The 21,637-nt window shown below is 44.9% G+C and carries 15 protein-coding genes; 13 read left to right on the top strand and 2 right to left on the bottom strand.

From position 1 onward, the window contains the following. Positions 1 to 111 precede the first annotated feature (111 nt). The 12 genes from L6I86_RS30925 to L6I86_RS30875 all read left to right on the top strand — a co-directional run bounded on the left by L6I86_RS30925 (position 112) and on the right by L6I86_RS30875 (position 13,462). Positions 112 to 1,134 (top strand): response regulator, encoded by a 1,023-nt coding sequence (locus L6I86_RS30925; RefSeq protein WP_236292436.1) that lies wholly within the window; start codon positions 112 to 114, stop codon positions 1,132 to 1,134. Further along, positions 1,134 to 2,939: a sensor histidine kinase gene (locus tag L6I86_RS30920; protein ID WP_236292434.1), complete on the top strand. Its 1,806-nt coding sequence runs from the start codon at positions 1,134 to 1,136 to the stop codon at positions 2,937 to 2,939. Before L6I86_RS30925 ends, L6I86_RS30920 begins: the two co-directional genes overlap by 1 nt. 96 nt (positions 2,940 to 3,035) lie before the next feature. Then, on the top strand, positions 3,036 to 4,010 hold the full coding sequence (locus tag L6I86_RS30915; protein ID WP_236292433.1) for an ABC transporter permease: 975 nt from the start codon (positions 3,036 to 3,038) through the stop codon (positions 4,008 to 4,010). A 13-nt stretch (positions 4,011 to 4,023) separates the two neighbouring features. Then, positions 4,024 to 4,917 carry a carbohydrate ABC transporter permease gene (locus L6I86_RS30910; protein ID WP_173109054.1) on the top strand — a complete coding sequence of 298 codons (894 nt, stop codon included), beginning with the start codon at positions 4,024 to 4,026 and terminating at the stop codon, positions 4,915 to 4,917. A gap of 14 nt (positions 4,918 to 4,931) precedes the next feature. Further along, complete coding sequence (locus L6I86_RS30905; protein WP_236292432.1) at positions 4,932 to 6,575, top strand: ABC transporter substrate-binding protein; 1,644 nt, start codon at positions 4,932 to 4,934, stop codon at positions 6,573 to 6,575. 51 nt (positions 6,576 to 6,626) lie between these two features. Next, positions 6,627 to 8,027, top strand: coding sequence for a sulfatase family protein (locus tag L6I86_RS30900; protein WP_236292430.1), 1,401 nt, complete (start codon positions 6,627 to 6,629; stop codon positions 8,025 to 8,027). 20 nt (positions 8,028 to 8,047) lie between these two features. Next, the gene (locus tag L6I86_RS30895) at positions 8,048 to 9,040 is read left to right on the top strand and encodes an SGNH/GDSL hydrolase family protein (protein WP_236292429.1); all 993 of its coding nucleotides are present in this window, start codon (positions 8,048 to 8,050) and stop codon (positions 9,038 to 9,040) included. Continuing rightward, a complete protein-coding gene (locus L6I86_RS30890; protein ID WP_236292428.1) occupies positions 9,033 to 10,067 on the top strand; it encodes a zinc-dependent alcohol dehydrogenase in 1,035 nt (344 codons plus the stop codon). The genes L6I86_RS30895 and L6I86_RS30890 overlap by 8 nt, the downstream gene beginning before the upstream one ends. Positions 10,068 to 10,349: 282 nt before the next feature. After that, a complete protein-coding gene (locus L6I86_RS30885; protein WP_236292423.1) occupies positions 10,350 to 10,511 on the top strand; it encodes a hypothetical protein in 162 nt (53 codons plus the stop codon). Positions 10,512 to 10,633: 122 nt separating this feature from the next. Then, a complete protein-coding gene (locus L6I86_RS30880; protein WP_236292421.1) occupies positions 10,634 to 11,188 on the top strand; it encodes a dihydrofolate reductase family protein in 555 nt (184 codons plus the stop codon). A gap of 49 nt (positions 11,189 to 11,237) precedes the next feature. Then, on the top strand, positions 11,238 to 11,990 hold the full coding sequence (locus tag L6I86_RS36015; RefSeq protein ID WP_420851955.1) for a DUF1361 domain-containing protein: 753 nt from the start codon (positions 11,238 to 11,240) through the stop codon (positions 11,988 to 11,990). 77 nt (positions 11,991 to 12,067) lie between these two features. Next, entirely contained in the window at positions 12,068 to 13,462 is a 1,395-nt protein-coding gene (locus L6I86_RS30875; RefSeq protein ID WP_236292420.1) for an extracellular solute-binding protein, read from the top strand. A gap of 49 nt (positions 13,463 to 13,511) precedes the next feature. Here L6I86_RS30875 and L6I86_RS30870 read toward each other — a convergent pair whose 3' ends face one another. Together L6I86_RS30870 and L6I86_RS30865 are read right to left on the bottom strand one after the other, a co-directional pair. Further along, positions 13,512 to 14,519, bottom strand: a complete 1,008-nt coding sequence (locus L6I86_RS30870; RefSeq protein WP_236292419.1) for a hypothetical protein — start codon at positions 14,517 to 14,519, stop codon at positions 13,512 to 13,514. Then, positions 14,516 to 18,088 (bottom strand): hypothetical protein, encoded by a 3,573-nt coding sequence (locus L6I86_RS30865; protein WP_236292418.1) that lies wholly within the window; start codon positions 18,086 to 18,088, stop codon positions 14,516 to 14,518. The genes L6I86_RS30870 and L6I86_RS30865 overlap by 4 nt, the downstream gene beginning before the upstream one ends. A gap of 510 nt (positions 18,089 to 18,598) precedes the next feature. On the opposite strand from L6I86_RS30865, the gene L6I86_RS30860 reads away from it, so the two are divergent. Further along, positions 18,599 to 21,604 (top strand): hypothetical protein, encoded by a 3,006-nt coding sequence (locus L6I86_RS30860; protein WP_236292417.1) that lies wholly within the window; start codon positions 18,599 to 18,601, stop codon positions 21,602 to 21,604. The last annotated feature ends 33 nt before the right edge of the window (positions 21,605 to 21,637 follow it).

Below are 21,637 nucleotides of genomic sequence, written 5' to 3'. Positions count from 1 at the left end.
TCATGTTTTGATGGGTATTCAGAGGATAGGATATCGGAACATAATTAAGGCGTGCCCTCTTGTCGGAGGCGATCGAGGGTTTTCATTTTTGAAACACGAGGGGGCAATCGAATGGCTAGAATCTGTATTGTTGATGATGAACCTATCATCGGTGTTGGCCTAAAAATTCTTATCGGGGAATATAGCCGGTTTAGTGAGATTGATACATTTACTGACGGTGAGTCAGCATTGTCGAACATTATAGCCAACCCTCCTGACGTTGTGTTGACAGATATACGAATGCCTCGAATGGATGGTCTAGAGCTTTGCCGACATATTCAGCAGCTAAGGCTCTCCACCAAAGTTGTCGTGCTTTCCGGATACGGAGATTTTGCCTATGCACAAAAATGTATGTCGTACGGCGTACAGGAATATCTACTCAAGCCAATTACTGAAATTGAGCTTTTTCCAATATTGGATAAAATGCTTTCCATGCGGGAAGCTGCACTTATTTCCTTCACCCATTTTGAACAGTGGATCGATCATTTAGAGGAAGCGATTTGGATCATGGACAGGGTTCGGGTCGATGAATTACTTGAGGAGGGCAAACGGGAGTTGTTCGATGTTGATACGGAGATCCAACAACACCTGAGAGTATCCGACGCTGTCAGGCTGCTTCACAAGAAACTGAATGCCAGAGGGGCTTACAGGATTGAGGTGAAACCGTTTGTAGAGGAGAGTACAGGCATCACGATTACGTACGAAAGGTTTCAGTCCGAAATAAGAAGCTGGATTCAGCGACTGAGCGAGTATCGCAATCATGAGAGAATCGATGTATTGGAGGCTGCGATTCAATACATTGATGAGCACCTATTCGAGGATGAGCTTTCACTGGAGAAAGTTGCAGGGAAGCTAGGATTAACGCCGACCTATTTCAGCCATTATTTTAAGAAACATACGAACGAAACCTTCGTGCAACACCGGATGCGCAAACGAATCGATCGAGCTAAACAACTGCTTGCCGTACCTCATTACAAAATTATCGACATTGTAGCTGAAGTTGGTTACGAGAGCTACCCGCATTTTACCAGAGTATTTAAAAAGGCAACGGGATATTCCCCCACCGAATATCGCGGACTGCTCGGGATCAAGTAATGAATAGCAGACTTGTACGCAAGGTTTACATCTACTTCGTTATCATTATCACGTTAGCCTTGGTGACGGTGGGGGTTACCGGCTATTGGCGGTCGTCCAACGAACTGGAGAAGCAGTATGAAGGGCTATTGACTCAAATCGTTGATAATGTCCTACATGAAACTGATCTATTTCTGAAAAGCTACGAGAGGGCAACACTTTCTATTCTAATCTCACCAGTAGTTAAAGAGGCGCTAGATCTGCCATTCCATGCCACTTCTGGGTTTTATTCATCCGAACTGGCGATGAAGGGAGTATTTCAACCCGTTCTCATTAACAACCCTGAAATCTCAATGACATACATCGTCGGTTATAACGGGTTCCAAGCCACGGATTTCAATGCACACATTGTCCCTTTTAATTACAAAGGTTTTGATGAATATGTCGAACAGATGAAGGAAGACGATACGATTAATGGGAAGCTGACGATCAAAGATTCCGGATTTCTGGACGGTCATCTCACACTAATTCGCAAATTAGCGGATAGAACCTCATCAACTACTTTTAAAGGACTTATGGGTCTTGAACTAAAGATAGGGGAGTTAAACACGCTCTGGAAGGGCATCAAACTGGGAAACTCAGGGTATTTTTTTATCGTAAACGATCGTGGGAAAATACTGTATCATCCGGATTCGAACCGGGTCGGGAAACAGCTTGATGGTATGCATTTCAATACGGTTGAAGCCAAAACAAATCAAGTATTTGAATTGCCCGGAGAACCGGGGAGAGTATTCTTTAGTCGTAAGTCTGACTACTCCGGATGGACACTAGTGGCAAGTATGTCGATTTCTGAACAACGTCAACCTATTTCAGACTTGCGGCAAACGATATTAATCGTAGGTATCATCACCTTATTCTTGGCCACATTCCTAGCTTATCGTTTCGGTCAATCGATTGTTCGTCCGGTTCGACTACTAGAGAATGGGATGCGTCAGACGGCAAAAGGGTTATGGACTCGAGTACCTCTCACTGGAAGTCTTGATGAGATGGATCAGCTTATAATCAGTTACAATACGATGGTCTCTAGGCTCGAAGAGCTTGTTGAGCGAGTTTACGAAACCGAGCTGCGCAATCAGGATAATTTAATGAAACGGCAGCAGGCCGAGTTTCAATCGCTGCAATTACAGATTAACCCGCATTTCTTGTACAACACGTTGGAAATTATTATTTGCTACGCCGTCATCCAAAAATCAAGCGAAATCAAAGACATCGTTCGTTCCCTGTCATACATGCTGCGTTATTCCATCCGTACTGATTTGGAGGAAATTACGGTGGCGAATGAGCTTAAACACATTCTGTACTTCATGTCGATTATGAAATATCGCAACCAACGCGAATTCGAGATTGATGTTCGGATCTCTACGGATTATTTACTGGACAGCATGGTTCGCTTGACGCTTCAGCCCTTGGTCGAAAATGTATTTAAACATGCATTTCCCTATGGAATCGAGGATACGCACACAATAATTATTGACGCATGGAAGGAAGAAGCGGATTTCTATGTCGTGGTACAAGATAATGGCTGCGGTATTGACGCGGAATCCCTACAGCAATTAAACACACGACTCCTGAACAGTCGACAAGAGAAGCTGGTGGATTCGCAACCCACATTTGAAGGCAGCATCGGGCTGCTCAATGTGCATAACCGGATTCAGATGGTGTTCGGGCAGCAATATGGTCTTTCTGTTCAAAGCGAGCAGGGGGTCGGTACGAAAGTTACGATTCACATGCCATCTTCTAGTGCAAAAAAAGTCATAGCAGTGTAAATGAACACAATGCTCGGCACACCTCGCTTTTTGTATGCTGTATACAGAAGTACATTACACATACCGAGTCATGGTCATCGAAATAGGGAGGGATTTATGGACATATCGGCTAGCAAGAGTGACACACTTTCTTCAGTTGTCGTTAAAAAAGAAAATTACTTGTTTAGGCTTAAAAAAAATGCAGGCAACCATTGGCAGCTCTACGTGCTGATGCTGCTGCCAATTGTTTATTTGATCATTTTCAAGTATGTGCCGATGTATGGCGCTTTGATTGCGTTCAAAAATTATCTTCCGACAAAAGGTGTCTGGGGCAGCGAATGGGTGGGACTGAAGCATTTCGATCGCTTTTTCCATTCTTATGAATTTGTTCGGATTATGAAAAACACAGTCTTGCTCAGCATCTATAGTTTACTTGCGGGGTTTCCGTTTCCCATCATACTGGCGCTTTCACTGAATTACGTCAATTCTCGTTTCTTTAAGAAATCCGTGCAAATGATCACCTATGCGCCGCATTTTATTTCTGTGGTCGTTATGGTAGGTATCATTTTGCAAATGATGGACCCTCGGGTTGGCCTCATTCAGAAGATTATGAAATTTATCGGACTCCCTACCATCAATTTCATGGGCATACCCGAATGGTTTTCACATGTTTTTGTCTGGTCCGGTATTTGGCAAAATGTTGGATTTTCTTGCATCATTTACTTGGCAGCGCTTGCAGCCGTTGATCCTTCGCTCCACGAGGCTGCTGTTGTTGATGGAGCCAATAAGGTGCAACGCATGTGGCACGTGGACATTCCAGGTATTCTGCCGGTTGCCGTGATTCTGTTAATCATGAACACCGGACATGTGTTAGACATCGGCTTCGAGAAGGTCTTGCTGTTGCAGAATCCGCTAAATATGAGCTCATCTGAGGTCATCGATACCTTTGTGTACAAAGTCGGTTTGGCTTCAACTGCAATCAATTATTCCTATTCATCAGCCATCGGGTTATTTAAATCGGTTATTAATTTGATCCTGCTGGTTCTCGTTAATCGGATAGCTAGACAGTTAGGGCAAACCAGTCTGTGGTAAAGGAGGCGCGTCAATGACGGGAAGTATAAAGGAAAGTGCAGATGACAGACTATTTACAATTCTGAATTACATCATTCTATTCATTTTTACCATTACGATTCTTTATCCGCTCATTTATATTGTCAGTGCTTCCTTCAGCTCATCGACCGCGGTTATTTCCGGCAAAGTCTGGTTGTATCCGGTTGAGCCTACGCTAGCGGGATATGAAGCGGTATTTAAGCATCGCTTGATTATGTCGAGCTTCTTGAATTCCGTATTTTATACCGTAGTAGGAACGACAATTAATGTCCTGTTTACACTCATTGCGGCTTATCCGCTGTCGAGAAAAGATTTTATGCCACGCAATGCCGTCATGGCGTTGTTCGTATTCACCATGATGTTTTCAGGGGGATTGATCCCGTCTTATCTGGTTGTGAAAGAACTCGGTATGATCGACACCAGGTGGTCTTTAATTATTCCGGGAGCTCTTGGTGTTATGAATATGATTATTGCCCGCACGTATTTTCAAACGACTATTCCCGAAGAATTGCTTGAGGCATCTCAAATGGATGGCTGTAGTGATTTTACGTTTGTACGAAAGATCGTACTTCCATTGTCAGGCCCCATCATAGCTGTGATTTCCTTGTTCTACGCAGTAGGACATTGGAACCAATATTTCAGCGCATTGCTTTATTTGAAACATCAGGAGTTGTACCCAATTCAATTGGTGTTAAGGGATATTTTGGTGCAAAACGAGGTCGACGCGTCGATGATAACCGACATTGCTGATCAAGCGGCAAGAGATGGTCTGCGGGAGTTGTTGAAGTTTTCCCTTATCGTCGTGTCTACGCTTCCCGTGCTCATCATCTATCCATTCATACAAAGGCATTTCGTCAAAGGCATGATGATTGGCTCATTAAAAGGCTAAAGGGAGGTTTTTACATGAAAAGAGGGTTAAAAGCATTAGTAGCAATTACGGCATCTGTAGTACTTCTAAGCGCTTGTTCGGACAGCGGATCGAAGGAGGCTGCTAAACAGACGGAAGCAATTATCGATGATCAAGTAACGCCAGCTGGGCAATTCCCGATCACGAAAGAAAAGACAACGCTCAAAGTTATGGTTAAAGGCTCCAGCATTGTCGAAAACTTCGCCACAAATGAGTTCACCAAGTGGCTGGAGGAGAAAACGAACATTCATATCGACTGGGAAGTCGCTCCGGAGAAAACGTTTGCAGAGAAGCTTAACGTTTCACTCGCAAGTGGTGATTACCCAGACGTACTGCTTAACATGAGTGTATCGCCGGTTCAGCAATCGATTTATGGGAAAGACGGCGTCTTTATTCCACTGAATCCGTATATCGACAAATATGGTGTCGAAATGAAAAAGATGTTCGAACAGGTCACTTATGTAAAAGATCTGATTACGATGCCTGATGGTAAAATTTATTCCGTCCCGCAGGTAAATGATTGTTACCATTGCTCGCTTGGTCAAAAAATGTGGATTTATAAACCATGGCTTGACAAGCTTGGATTAAAAATGCCTGAAACGACAGAAGAGTTTTATCAGGTACTCAAAGCATTTAAAGAGAAAGATCCGAATGGCAACGGTAAAGCAGATGAGATCCCGCTTGTTGGTGCAACGAATGGACCATCCTCGACGTTAGATCTATTCCTGCCTAGCGCTTTTATCGAGAAGGATTTCAACTTGCGCTTTGTGAAGGATGGAAAAGTTCGAGTTGCCTATAATCAACCAGAGTGGAAAGAAGCTTTGAAGTACTTGAATAAAATGTTCGCCGAGGGCTTAATTTCTCCGCAAACATTTACACAAGATAGAAACCAGCTGAAACAGATGGGGATGAACCCGGAGATTCCAATCCTGGGAGCTATTGCGTCACAAAATCAAACGGTATTTGTCGAAGTTGATAACGCGAGATTTAAAGATTATGTCTCCGTACCTCCTCTTAAAGGGCCGACGGGAATACGTTCTACGGCCTACAATCCTTATGCGGTTTCCGCAGGTCAATACGTCGTCACGAATAAAGCGAAAAATCCTGCTGCCGCATTCCGTATGGCTGACTTGCTGCTTTCGGAAGAAGCGACACTCCGCAGTACACAGGGACGACCAGATCAAGAGTGGGTGCGTCCAGCTCAAGGCGAGCTTGGCGTTAACGGGAAGCAAGCGGTATGGAAACCGATCGTTTCGTTTGGCAAGCTGCAAAACATACATTGGGCGCAGGCAGGGCCGTCACTTCGAACAAACGAATTGCGATTAAGCGTGGCAGCAGACCCGAAAAATTCACTTGAGCTTATCTTATATAATGAAACGAAAAAGTACGAACCTTTTGGAACTAATCCGAGCAAGATTGTACCACCATTGTTTTTCACCAACGAACAGGCCGAGGAGCTTTCTACGCTTGAGAAGACATTGACCGATTACAGAACTGAATTTTTTGCCAAAACAGTTACAGGCTCACTGGATGTTGAGAAGGAATGGAACAACTACTTAAGCACACTGGATAAAATGAATATTAAGCGCTATTTGGAAATTTATCAACAAGCCTATGACCAATTTAAAGCGAAAAAATAGATCACAGCCAGATTCATAGACAAAGTTATCGCATAGGAGTGAGTGTTTAACATGAAAGAGAAAACCATCAAGAAGCATGTAGCTGAACGACCTCATGTCGTATTCCTCATAGCAGACGATCATCGTGGAGAAGCTATCGGAGCCTTTGGCACTGAAGACGTTCAGACGCCGGTACTGGATTCGCTTGTTAGCAGCGGGACAGCATGTCGGAATACGCATATATTCGGTGCTTTAACTGGAGCGGTCTGCGCGCCGAGCCGAGCATGCGTCCATACCGGTATTCCGCTCTTCCGGGCGACGATCGGCAAGGATATGACGAATCGGGAACATTCGAGCGTAATTCGCTCGGATGTTCGGCTCATGCCGCAGACGATGCGCGATGCCGGGTATCACTCACATGCGGTTGGCAAATGGCATAACGACAAGGCAAGCCTCGCCCGGAGTTTCGAAGGGGGAGATAAGCTGCACTTTCATGGGATGAGCGATCATACCCAGGTTCCTGTATATGATTATGACCCGACAGGGCTATATCCGAAGGAACAAGAGTATATGGAACATACGTTCTCTACCGAGCTATTTACCAACGCAGCCGTTAACTTTATCGAGGATTATGAGGAGAAACAGCCGTTTTTCCTGTATGTCGCTTATACGGCGCCGCATGATCCACGAACCGCACCTGAACCGTATGCAAGTATGTACGAAAAGTCTGATATAACGCTGCCTCCGAATTTTATGCGAGAACATCCATTCGATACAGGGGATATGGTTGTGCGGGACGAGAAGCTTGCGGGGTGGCCGAGGGACGAGGACGAAATTCGGCAGCACATGGCTGATTACTACGCGATGATAAGCCACTTGGACACGCAAATTGGTAGGGTCATCGAAGCGCTGAAAACGAAGGGCATCTATGACAATACGCTCATCGTTTATACGGCGGACCATGGTTTGGCAGTCGGGCAACACGGATTGATGGGCAAACAGAACCTTTACGAACATAGCGTGCGCATACCGCTTATTTTCCATGGACCAGGTGTACCGCAAGGCAAGCAGGTGCATGCGCTGGCAAGTAATATCGATATTTTCCCCACAGTTGCTGGGTTATGCGAAGTCGACCTGCCAGTAGAAACTGAAGGCATCTCGCTTCATCCAATCTTTTCAGGAGACAGCGTTGGTGAACGTGGAATCGTAGGCTCCGTTTATCGAGATTTACAGCGGATGGTAACGGACGGAAGGTGGAAGTTGATCCGATATTATCGCTCGCCAATTACATTCACAGGGACGGAACGAATCCAGTTGTTCGATCTACAAGACGATCCATGGGAAACGCAAGATTTGTCGGCAGAGCCTCAGTATGCCGAGCACATTGAACGGCTTGCCTCCGAATTAGCAGCATGGATGCATGCTTCCAGTGATATTCTGCAAGATAAGCCCGTGATTCCAGTTCCCGTATAGATTGAAAGGTGAAATGAAACATGCAAACAATTGAAATCAATAACGCTTGGTTTCGGGGTGCCGTTTCCATTGAAACGAAGGAAAACGGACTTCAGCCTTGGCGTTTACCTCACAATCTGCTTAACTTATTTGCATTGAAGGTAGTGGAGAAAGCTGGAGAAGCAGCGGGTGTAAGACTTGCCTTTCTAACCGATTCCACCTCAGTGGAGCTGCTTGTCGCTTCAGCGGAACAAGATAGACAATTTGACATCGTTATTGAAGATGAATTCATTGGTACCAAATCTCTTTTTGCAGGTGATGACAGTTGTTTATTTACAAACTTACCAGGTAGTAGGAAGCGTGTTGAATTATATTTCCCGCAAAATGCTGCCGTCATGGTGAAAGCAATAAAGATCGATGTCGGAACCTCTGCCGTTCCCGCGCCGAATAATCAGCCCCGGTGGGTTACTTACGGCAGCTCCATAACACAATGCACCACAGCAGAAAGTCCTGCTCAAACGTGGCCGGCAATCGTTGCACGCCAGAAAAGTTGGGATCTGACTTGTTTGGGATTCGCTGGACAATGTCATTTGGAACCCATGGTTGCTCGTGTCATTCGTGATCTTCCAGCTGACGTCATCTCCTTGTGTCTCGGCATTAATGTGATGGGGGGCAATACTTTAAATATCCGGACGTTTCGTTCTGCCATTATTGGCATGGTATCGATCATTCGGGAAAAACATCCCTTCACGCCACTCTATTTATTTTCTCCTATCTATTGTCCCCACAGGGAAACGGACGAGAACGTAGTAGGGATGAACTTGGTTACAATGAGGAAGGAAATCCAAGAAGCGGTGAATATCCTAACTTCTTACGGGGATTCAAACCTTACGTATGTAGACGGCTTGGATATCATGGGAGAAGCCTTTGTCGCCCACCTTCCAGACCAGCTGCATCCGAATGCAGAAGGTTACAAATTGATGGCTAATCATGTACTTGGAAAATTAAACGATTGGAGTCATGAGCATGGTTAGAAAAATGTCGGTTCCCCCTATGCAATTGGTCGATTATGATGGCGCGGGTACGCAGTTATGCGCTGTTGTGGAGGCTATTGGGAATATCACGTTAAAAAGAGCACTAATTCCCGAGCCTGCTGAAGGGGAAGTACGGGTAAAGGTGAAATGGGTTGGCATTTGCGGAAGTGATGTGGAAGTATTTCGCGGGGCTCGTGAGCCAGAGTTTGTCTCATATCCAACACGGCTTGGCCATGAGGTGGCCGGTGTTATTGATAAAGTAGGACCCAATGTCATCGGACTCAAGGTGGGGGATCCTGTCGCTCTTCGCTATATTTGGGGTGCCTTTGCTGAATATGTTTGCTGTACACCTTTTTCTGTAAAAGTTCTTCCACAGGCGCTCCCTCTCATTGAAGGATCGCTAATTGAAGTACTTCCGGGCATTATTCATGCGGCAGAGCTTGGAGATATTTCCCCACATAAAAACGTGTTGATTACCGGACAAGGCGTCATTGGCCTTGTGATGACTCAGGTAGTTAGTTTGTATAGTCCACGTAACCTTGTGGTAACGGATTTATTCGATGAGAAGCTGGAACTGGCTCGCAAGTATGGAGCAACCCATACCTATAAACTTCCGTCATCGGACGCGAGTACAATGGATATACTGGGCAAAGACTTCCCAGATGGTTTTGATATCGTCATTCCCTGCTTGCTAGAAGGGGACGGGATGGTTGATGCCATCGATGCGGCTTCCCAGAATGGGCGCATTATCATGTACGGATGTATCGGGACCTGCCATAAACCAGTCGATTTCTTTAAAGTACATAAGAAGAGACTCGATATCTTCTCAACGGAACCGAAGCGAGATATTGATAATCGTCACTATTTCGATAGAGGCCTGCAGCTTGTGCTGGATGGTCTAGTTAATACGGAAGAAATGATCACACATGTGGTTCATTTGAGTAACATTGCCGAAGCGTTTAAGCTGCGCAATGAGCACAAAGGCGACACGATCCATGTCATGATCGATTGCGAAACAAACGTTTAGGTGTGAGTGATTCAATAAGCCCTTAATGATCCGGCTGCATGTTGCCCGGCATTATGGGCTTTTTTTGTAACGTAATTGTACGGAACTGTGACGTTCGCCTATCTCCTGAATAGTAAAACAAGTAAGAAGTGGTTACGCTAATCGTAAACACAGAGTTTCTGGACTCCTGAATGTTGTTTATGTTTCTTTAAGAAATTGTGCTAAAATATGGATAGGCAACTTCATGCTCTGCATTTCCAAGCATACAGTAATTCCCAAATTATTAATTCTGGAGGTACTACTATGGATGATTATTTTTTGGTTAAAGACGGTCGAATTGTACGCTGGGATGGGATAACCCTAGGAGGAACCAAAATCAGAGCCGATGAGTTAGTAGAGTCATTTGGACGTAAAGCTCTTGAGGAAATTGAACGCTTTGGATTTTACACCATTAAGAAAGCTTAACGAGTTTCCAGAATAACAGTATCTCAATCAAAGCCGCGGATAACGCGGCTTTTTCATTATGACATAAGGTGACATATTCAAGGTTTATACTAGTTAGTAGATCAACGAAAGGAGCCACACTTTTGAAACGAAAAATAATTTTAGACTTAGCAGTAACTTTAGATGGGTATATCGAAGGGGAAAATGGCGAAGTAGATTGGTGTATAATGGATCCTGAAATGGGATTTATTGATTTCTTAAACGAAATTGATACCATCTTGTATGGCAGAAAGAGCTATGATTTATGGGGACAATATACGCCAGAAGTGGAACATGCGGATACCGAACAAGAAATGTGGAGCTTAGTTCATAGTAAAGAAAAATATGTCTTTTCCAGGACACCAAAAAGTACAAATCATAAAGCAATCTACATCACTGATAATATTTCTGAAGAAGTAACTAGATTAAAAAATATGCCGGGTAAAGATATTTGGCTTTATGGTGGAGCAAGTCTTATCACAACTTTTATTAATTTAGGTCTTGTTGATGAGTTTAGATTATCAGTTCACCCCGTTATTTTGGGAGAAGGAAAGCCATTGTTTATGGATATTAAACAGAGGTTGAATTTGAAAATAGTGAATACAAAAACGTTCTCCTCCGGCGTTGTGCAACTCATTTATCATTTGAGTGGGAAATAATAAAATAAAGTAGACTCTCAGCCATCCTTATGTCAGGTTGTTGGGTTCAATGAAGTGTTGGAGGAAGTACAAAGATAGGAGAGTAATGTTGGAAAAATTAAAATCTCTAAATTACCCAGGAAAGATTTATCTTATTATTTTCCTGTGTGTTGCTACTTTGATTAGTTTAATCAGTGTCTATAACATTCAATCTCCGTCAGGAAATAGACCTTATTTATTTATCTTTTGGGATACATTTCTTGCATGGGTACCCGTAGGAATTGCCGTAATTCTAGATCTACTATTTTGTTATACTCGCAAAAAAATCCGTGCAGTATTAATCATATTCGTCGGTGCTTCATGGTTTTTCTTCTTCCCCAATGCTCCATACCTTGTGACGGATTTACTTCATGTTTTCGCGCGCTACAGCTTTGACCCTGACAAACGATTTTGGGCAGATCTCGTGTTCTGGCAGCATTTATTTACTATATTCACTATTGCTATACTAGGGCTTTTACTCGGATCATTTTCTCTATTTTCCGTGCAGAATTTGATGAGAATATCCTTTGGAGTTATTGCTAGCTGGATTTTTGTGATTTTCGTTCTCCTTCTAAGTAGTTTCGGAATCTACATTGGCCGATTCGTTCGATGGAATAGTTGGGATGTCATTATGCGACCAGGTTATATACTGAAAGAATTATTTATCATGTTAACGGACACAAGTAAGCAATCTCATATTTTCACTTTTTGTAAGTTCATGTTTATGGTTTTAATCATTAGTTACGTACTGTTCTATGTCATAACTAGAGTTAGGAAATTATAGTTTATCGAATTGTTTTTTACGATATAATATAACCCAGATACATACCAATTAAGAATGACCCGGAGGTTCAACGTTTCATGATGGGTAAACCTAGTCGATCCACTTTTCGAACGCGATTGGAGGAGATGATCGCATCTCTGCGCGATAACATCGTAACCGGAAAACTACAGCCTGGTGAGTATTTGCCATCCGAATTAATGCTTGCGGAGCAGTATAGCCTGAGTAAAAATTCGATACGCAAAGGTTTGAATCAATTACTCGCACAAGAAATGATCGAAAAAGTGCCACGAGTCGGCACACGCGTAGTAGGAGCAGGGTTATGCGAGAAACTGACCTTGAAGTTCGGGTATTACCCGACCCTTACGTTGGAAGCCAATCTTTTACAAATCGTCGATACATTTAAAAAAAAGAACCCTCATATCGATCTGCATATGATTCCACTGTCGAGTTCGTTTTTTTCACAGAATATGCAAGAGGTAATGGAGAGAGATGCACTGGATGTGCTAACGCTAAACTTGCAAAACTACGAGGCGTTTACGGATACAGGAGCCTTAGAGGATATATTGGAACCGCTTCAACCGCGAGAAGGTGTTTATAGTTTTCTACTAAGGCCGTTCTCAAACGCTGGTCATCTGTACGTGCAGCCATTCACGTTTTCACCAATTATCTTGTGTTACAACAAAGACCATTTCAGGGAAGCTAATTTGCCTGAGCCGGACAGCAACTGGGATTGGAATGATGTACAGCGCACTGCGCTTTCCTTGTCGCAAAAACATGAGAGATTCGGGTTGTTTTTTCATTTGCAATCCATTAATCGGTGGCCGCTCTTTCTGCTGCAAAATAAGGTCGTTTTTGAACGAGATGAACAGGGAAAGCTCATACTCGACAATGAACCTTTTCGGGAGTCGATGCGCTTAAGCCTGCAATTATTTAAGGGATTGAATCCGGAAAGCTCCTACTTGTCCGAACATGATTCCGATTGCGAAATGTACTTTATGCAGCAAAAAGCTTCCATGATTGTCACGAGCTATTATAGCCTAAATCATTTGCGTAAAGCAGGGTTTGATTATGATATCGCACCGCTTCCTTATTCCGAAGAAGCAAGAACGCAATTAGTCATGATCGGACTCGCTCTCAATAAGAACAGTAACCATAAACAAGCGGCACAAGCGCTAATTGATTTTCTTTTATCAGATGAAACACAGCTTCAAATACGCAGACATACACTTAGCCTTCCGAGTGTTAAAGCATTCGCGGAATGGAGTGGGCAGGAGGAGATGTCCCGCCCCAGTAGATTTATGATGTACCGTGACATTATTCCGACATTCCGACTCTACTCAGATATGAACGTCACTTTCCGTGAGTTGGAAACAATGAGGCGCATATTCAAGCTGTATTGGGCAAAGCTTGATGATTTTGAAACCGTTTTCCAAAGGTTGAAAGAAGCATTGCAACAAGATGAATTAGGGTGAAAAAAGGAAAAAGGGTAGGGGATCATGGGATCCTCTACTCCTTTTGACATTAAAATTGAAAAACGACTGTTGGGTCTGTGACTGTATTAGCGATTATTTCTTTCCTTTTTCCTCCGGCAATGGCACTTAGGGTATACGTACCAGCTAATAATTCCTTACTTGCTTCGCCGCCGGTTGTCGCTCCGAAAGAACGCCAGCTTCCCCCGTAATACGAGAGGGTACCGTCCAGCGGATTACCTTGTGCATCCTTTAATTGTGCGTTAACACGTATGGTTTGGAAGGCAACGATAGGATCCGACCCCACATGCTGAACCTTCTGGTTCAAGGTACCTTCATAATTCATCGAGAAGGTATACGTATTCGCCAGCAGTTCTTTGCCAGCTTCGCCTGCGCTGTTCGTTACGCCTAAGGACTTCCAACTACCGGCGTAATAACTAATACTTCCGCCGCTTAGCGGGTTCTCAAGGCTATTCTTGAGGTTTACCTTGACCTGAACGGTTTGAAAAACAAGCAGGGGATTCGTTCCAATATTTTGAACTTTCTCATTGATCGCTCCATCATAATTAATGGCAAACGTGTAGGATCCGGTCAACAATTCTTTATGGACTATACCAGCGCTAATTGAACCGAACGAACGCCAACCTCCGCCATAATAGGACACGGTTCCTTCACCCTGTGGAAGACCTTGGCTGTTTGTAAACTGAACTTGGACGTTAACAGTTTGAAACGTAATGTTGGAGCTTATGCCTGTGTTTTGCACCAACTCATTGCGCGTGCCTTCGTAAATGATGGCAAAGGTATAGTTTTTGTTCGCTAAGGGTTTGCTGACGGAACCAGATGAGTCAGTGACGCCAAACTCTTTCCAACCTCCGTCATAATAACTAACGACACCACCGCTAAGCGGTTGTCCTGTGCTGTCCTTCAACGCAACCGTAACGGCGGTCGCCGGAGGGGTTTCATTTCCCGACAAGGCGCGTGTTACTAGGACGGTATACACTTTCGTCGATCCGTCTCTGGCTGTAACGATGAGTTTGATCGTATTGACTCCAGTGCTCAAAGGGAGCGGAGAACTTGCCAATCCACTTGTGTTAAGTCGATTGGCCCTAGCACTAGTGAGTTGCTGCTGTTATACACACTCGCGGTTACAGTAGCGTACGCTGTGTCATAAACGGAGGCCGTCACTGTTAAAGCCGATACGCCTGCTGCCACGCTTTGTGTGTAACTAGTCTTTTCCGGTGAAAAAGGTGCATTAAGTAGGCCGCTGCTTAAGCTAATGGCACTCAAATCTGCCGTTGCGGGGCTGGGCTGAACCGTAAGGCCAATCGTATTGGATCGCTTGGTTCTTCCGTTCAAAGTAATGTCCGCATAAATAGTTGCTGTTCCTTCTTTAAGTGCCTTCACCTGACCGTCCACAATGGTTAATACGGTTGGGTCGCTAATCGTGTAACTGATGCTGCCTCCCGCTAAAATCGCTGGCAATCCGTTCTCCAGAAGCCCAGACGCGAGGATAGGTTCACTAGTTCCTTCCTGCAGCGAAAGATCGTTCATCGAAATAGATGTTTGAGCAAGACGGACCGGCAACCTGTATAAGGTTGACAAATATGTGTAGTAGATGGAGCCATCCATCCCCACATCCATGAGGTTCGTTTGATTATCAACAAGTGTGCGATAGTTCAGCGTGACAGGGTCGAAAGCAGTGACATAACGAGCGATGGTCGTGTACAGCAAACCGTCTTGGCCCCAACGTAAATAGAAGGACCGCCACGTACTGCCGCCACTTGCACCAGCATACATCAACTTACTTTTCACAATCGTATCCGTGCTTGGATTTATTGCATATAAGGCATAAATGGAACTTCCTTGATCATCTGTTCCCCATGCAATGCCCCATAACAGACCGTCAGGTCCGAAGGACAAGCCACCTAGCAAGCGAGGAGAGGATAAGCCCGGAATGACGGGTTCAAACTCGCCAAGTTTGGTGTTCGTGGCGACATCCCACTTAAATAATTTGGCATGTACCGTATGTTCCGGTTCTGTTGCTGTTGCAGGTACTTTGGCAGGTACTGACCCTAGACCGCCTTCAATAGACGTTCCGCCGTAGAGAATACCGTTTTTAAAAGCGAAAGAGATAATGCTTTGGTCGGTTACCACATTGCGAGTGGATTGCCACAAGCCTGTTGACTCATTGTAAATCGTTAGACTGCCGCCTAAGTTGCCATAACCTGGCACAGTGCCGATAAACAGCCGATTGTCACCGGAGGCGAAGGCATATGGCCGATCTTGAATGTTCGGAATCGTGTAAACAAGTTTAGGATTAGACGTAGGCGTATTTCCGTATTGATATGGCTGGCTGGAATCATACGCATATATTCTTGCTCCACCGTAAGCGCCAAAATAGGTTTTGCCATTCAGGAAGCCGATTTCTTCCACTTGATGTGGTGAATTCGGGGAAGAGACTTGCAAATCGTAGGTTTGCGTTTCTTGATTAAACACACTCATGCCGTCTATGAAGCCACCAAGATAAAGCTTCTTGTCAGGACCTGCCGCCATACTTTGAATATTGACGCCTTCCCTGGCTAAGGGAACTTGGATCAATTGAACTGAGTTGTCATTAGGATTATAAAGCGTATACTTGCCGTCATCGTAAAGGATCGCTAACGCCTGCCCGCCACCTGGAAGGGGCACCCAGCCAATCGCTTTTGTTCCGTTCTCGGGCAGCGTATTTGGCAGTGTCACTTGCTGAACGGTGTTTGTTGATACTTGATAGGACCATAGATTATTTGAAACTTTGTTACGGTAATATAGCAGATTCGCGTTAGAAGGGGAAGGAGGCGAAATTTTGCCGTCAAACGCTTGAAGCGAGTCGAAAGGCACGCTTTTTATGACGCCAAGTGTTTGCTCGTTAACAACAACTAATGAAGTACCGTGTGTGACATAAAGCAGCCCGTTATAAGGGGTTATGTTATGAACAAAATCATCCATGCCAGTGAACGGCATCGTGATTTCTGTTTTGACGCCTGTGCTTCGATCCATTCGGATCAAATGTTTCTTGGAGCCGATACCGACATATAAGTATTGATCCGTCACACCAGCACCCCGGGCATACTGCTCTGTGTCATGCATGCGGCCAAGATCAGTAAATGCCTGCGTATGCGTATCGTATGCGAACACTTTAGCATTAGGGCTGGTTGAGCCATAGATGATGCCGTCAGAGCTAGCATCCAGATCCCATACAAAATTGTCAACAGGGTTGCTGCCAATTAATGTGATGTCCCGATGCCCCGGCCTCGTGTCAAATTTCCAAAAGTTGCGGTTGGCTGTTGCAGCAAGGTAGACATTGTTGTCGGCTCCAACCGTCACAGCCCAGGTTTCCGTAGTCCCAGGGACTGAGATTTGGGAGTTGATAACACCGGTCACAGCATCAATGGCATAAAACGTCCCCGGATTGCCATTGGTAACGAAATAAAGCTCACCGTTCCCGATGGCGCCTCCAAGTGTCGTGGTCGTCAGCGTCGCTTTGCCCAAATTGATGGCATTCTCGTAAGCGAAAGGCAGCACTAATGCCTCGTTTTTATAAGTAAACGAAATATCGTCAAAATACACGTTGCTTAATGTGCCTACCCCTGAATACAGTAAAACCTTTGCTTTGACTGCCAAGTCAGGTGCAATGCCCTCTAATTTCAGCACATCGCTCCAAGTATTTAGCGGTGTACTAAAGGAACGGGATGTCGTGCCGACTTCTTTGTCCGCTCCATCGTAAAATTTAATGTATAGGTTGACGGCTCCTCCAGACACTAAGTGTACACTCGTTTTGGCTTCATATCTGCCATTCGGGTGAACACCAATTGCTTGGGTACTAAGCCCAACGGCTTTATCCGTGTACGTATCTAGCAGCTGAAGACTGGATAAACCGCTTTTTTTCTGAGTGCTGGTGACGGATACAGCGCTGGGAGGCGTTCCTGGATATAACTCCCAACCAGGTATATTAGCCCCTGAAGCCGCTTCTTCAAAGCCAGGGTTATTGACACTAACTTCATTCGGATCGATGCGATAAAATAGTGCTTCATCCACATAAGCTGTCATAAGGACGCTGGAAGATGCGTATGGAAAAATTGTTGCAAATGCGGCTCCATCAGGCGCAGTGCCAGATACACGAACGTCGAACCAAGTGTTTAATGCAGGATTGGTAAGGTTATACGTGGCCTGTTTGTTCATAAACTGACCTGCGGCATTATACCAGCGTATCCATAAAGCAGGAGTACCACCGCTATAGTTTTCCAGATACAGCTTAATTTTGGTTTCATAGGATTGGCCAGCCGTTACAGCCAGCTTCGCACTTTCTGCACCGAGTCCACCCGTACTGGGTTTGCTCATCTTCAGACTTCTCGTCCCCGCAAACACAGTCGTCTCCGATAAGGAAAGACTTGAGGCTACACCGAAAGCGCTCCAACTAGGAATTTTACCTGCGATCAAATTTTGCTCGAATCCGCTGTTTGGTACCGGAATCATCTCTATCGGACTCGCTGCCCGTGTTTGAGAAGGAAGAAGAAAAGCTAAGAAGAGTATAGCGATGAGTCCAAACAGACCATGCTGCCTTCTGAATGTTTTGCCTTTGTACGTATCCATCAACATCACCTTCTTTCAATTTTCTGCCCATAGACAGGTTGATGTCAGTCTCGCTGTTGCACTATGTGTGCTTTGTGACCGCTTACATCGTAGGCATTTAAAAGATCAGTACGCGCGGATCAACTCCTTTCCATTCCTAAACAAAATGATTTATTGGTATATATCTGGTTCACAATGTAAATGTTATGCGAACCAAATTCGGCTGTCAACACGAAAAAAATAACGTCATAAATAGGAAATAAGTACCAATAATTCAGTGAAATTTCTTGAAAAGAGACACTATTTCTTGAATGCGTATGCTAGTAATGGCACTGTGGAGCATCTATAATGAATCCAAGTGTATGTTGAAAACCGACACCTATATGCATTCATAAATCGTCCTTACTGGTCATGACTTTCAAATCAGTAGGACGATTCTTTGTATTCTCGGGGAAAGGAGGTGAGTTTGATGAAATCCCGATTGAGTCTCACGAAGAACCGCAACTAAACTTGATGTGAGGAGTGGTAAGAATGAGTCTAGGGAAGCATCATCGATTGTGGGTTCGATTCATCTGTACGATTGTTTGTGTTTTGATGATTGTAAGTATGTCTGGCAACCGAGAAGCGCATGCAGCTGGTATTACAATGACTCTCCCCAATGCTTCGTTCGAAGAAGTAGGTACAGGTATTCCAAATTGGAACATACATCCTACTTTCGGCACTGATACGGCAACTGTTTCTGATGTAAGGGCTTACACAGGGGCGAAAAGTATGAAAATGGTCGACACCGGCTCTGTAATCTCGCTTGCTCGCGTGAGCGAAAAAATCAGTATTTCGCCGACGGAACAGGTTGCGTATACTGCAACAGCATACGCGTATATTGAGCAAGGCTCGATCGATGTGTATTTGATCTTTTACAACGGCACCACAGAAACTCGTGCTACTCCCGCAAGCGTTACGCCTACGCTAAATCAGTGGAATAAACGCTCGATTACCGCAGAAGCACCAGTAGGTGCAACGGAAGTGGCTGTGATGATCTATAGTGGATTGGGGAGCATCACAACGGCCTATATAGACGATGTATCAGTCGGAAAGACGGTGAAAAACTCGGGATTTGAAACAACCCCATTGAGCGATACTTGGACGGTATCTGGAGCAGCGACTTCGACGACGGTAAAAACGGGAGGAACATCTAGCCTCAAGCTGGATGATGCCAGTTCGGTGGCAGCAAGTTATGCGGAGAGCACTGATGTCCCTGTTTCATCAAACGCAAGAGTATCCGCTGCAGCGAAGGTATACGTATCGAGCGGGGATACTGGCATAAGCATGCACCTCCGTTTCAAGAATGCAGCCGGAACGGTGATAAAAGAGGTCGAGAACGTATTCAGTGGTACTACGTCGCAATGGATACCGCTCACCATTTCTGCGACTACACCAAACGTTACGGGAGCCAAAACCGTGTCTGTCTATTTCACGACGAAGACTACGGCAACAACCGTGGCCTATGTTGACGATGTTACGCTCGATACACCGATTGAATACAACCTGGGGACGCAGATTGTGAACAATCCGCTTGACGGGGCAGTATTTGGCAAGGATGCAAGCGGCAGCTATGATCTGATGTATGTCGGCTCCAGCGGCTATCCGTCCAAGTTCGTGGTTTATGATGCGCGAACTGGCGAACTCTTGGATGATCAAAATCTCGATCAAATAGAAGCCGTCTGGGGGATGACGGTTGCTTCAGACCAATCTGTTTATTTAGGAACGGCCAACAAGAGGGCTTTATATCGGTATGTACCCGGAACAGTTAGCATTTCAGGCGGTATCAAAATCATCACCGGTAGTTCCCTCGTGAAAACGACATTAGATTCCGGCCTGAACGTTATTTGGGATGTATCGGCGGGGAGCAGCGGGAATATTTACGGTGGCACAGCCACTGACGGCAAAGCATTCCGTTACAATCCGACGAGTGGAGTTACTGTTTTAAACAGCAATCTGGCGATTGTCGACGGTTTGGCTCATGTTAGATCGATCGCTTATGCGAGTGATACAGAAGTGTTTATGGGGATGGGACCAACCTCTAATGCTACAATCATTCGCTTTGATCCAACAACTAGCGCTCAATCCACAATCTCTCCCAGTGGCTATGGCAGTACGTATGTCCTGGGGCTCGATTACATCCCGAATGGATCAGATTCGAAGCTGTTCGCTAAATTGTCGAGTGAGCCTCTGATCGTCATCAATCCTACCACCGGCGTCGTCGATGCATCACTAGGGAATGTAGATTCGATCGGGGTATCGAAGAAACATCCTACGGATGATAAGGTGTACTATACCAAAGGAACTCATTTGTACGTCTACGATATTTCAGCGAAGACACAAACGGACCTTGGTGACGTAGGAGGCAAAGCGGCTGGCTACACCTTTTTAACTGACGCAGGCACAACGTATCTGTATGCTCCACTTTCCTCTGGTAAAATTCTGAAATACAAACTTGCTGCGACCCCAACAATAGACATTTCGACTTCATTCACAATTCCGGATTCCCCAACGAAGATCCGCTCACTTGTAAAAGGTCCTGGTGATCATATTTATACAAGCGGCTATCTACGTGGAGGATTAAGCGTCTATCATCCGGACGCCGGTCTGCTAACACGGAATAGAGGAGCGGGTCAAGCGGAGAACATGACGACGATCGGCAATAATTTATATCTAGGCATCTATCCAGGTGCATGGATAAAAAAATACGACACGAATTCCTCGTGGAACGATACCACGAATCCGTCACTGCTTTTTCAGGATATCGCTGCTTCGCCTAACTTTCAGGATCGCCCTTTTGGCATGTTGGCCGATACCGCATTGAATCGGTTGTATGTCGGTACAGTCGCAAGCTCTGGTAAACTAAGCGGCTCCTTCACTGTGTATGACTTGACGACGTCCACAAGAATTACGACTGTGCCCGACATCGTTGAAGATCAAAGCATTATATCCCTGGCATACAAGAATAATAAAGTCTATGGAGGCTCATCCGTGTATGGGGGGATTGGCAGTACAGCCAATCCTAGTGTGACGGAAGGGAAAGTGTTTACATGGCAAACGACCAGCTCGAATACACTTCCGGTTCCTCAGTATGTTCCAGTTTCAGGAAGAAAGGTTATTTCTGATCTTATCGTAGGTCCGGACGGAAACATTTGGGGGCTCGCTGAAGGGAACTCATCCACGGATCCATCGCGGAATCTGACAGCTGACTTATTTATTTTTGATCCGAACAATCCTGATGCTGCTCATACGACGATTTATGCGAATAAGTTTACTTCAACCGGTAATGTGTCCTGGCAAGGTGGGAAGATGGTTGTTGGCAAAGACGGCAATGTCTACGTAAGTATCGGTGGCAAATTGTATGCAGTTGACGCCAGTTCGGCTACTAAGGATGCTGTTATGTTGGTCTCTACCGGTGTGTCACTGCTGACAGCGGATGCGAATGGTGATCTTTATTATGTCAAGTACGAAACCAACTTGTACAAATATGATAAGTAACCAGTCGCACTCCTAAATGAAAAGGAGGCCAGG

It is taken from the genome of Paenibacillus allorhizoplanae (assembly GCF_927798215.1).
Classification (GTDB): Bacteria; Bacillota; Bacilli; order Paenibacillales; family NBRC-103111; genus Paenibacillus_E; species Paenibacillus_E allorhizoplanae.
Note: the sequence above shows the minus strand (reverse complement) of the source record. Positions and strands in the feature narration are given on the sequence as shown.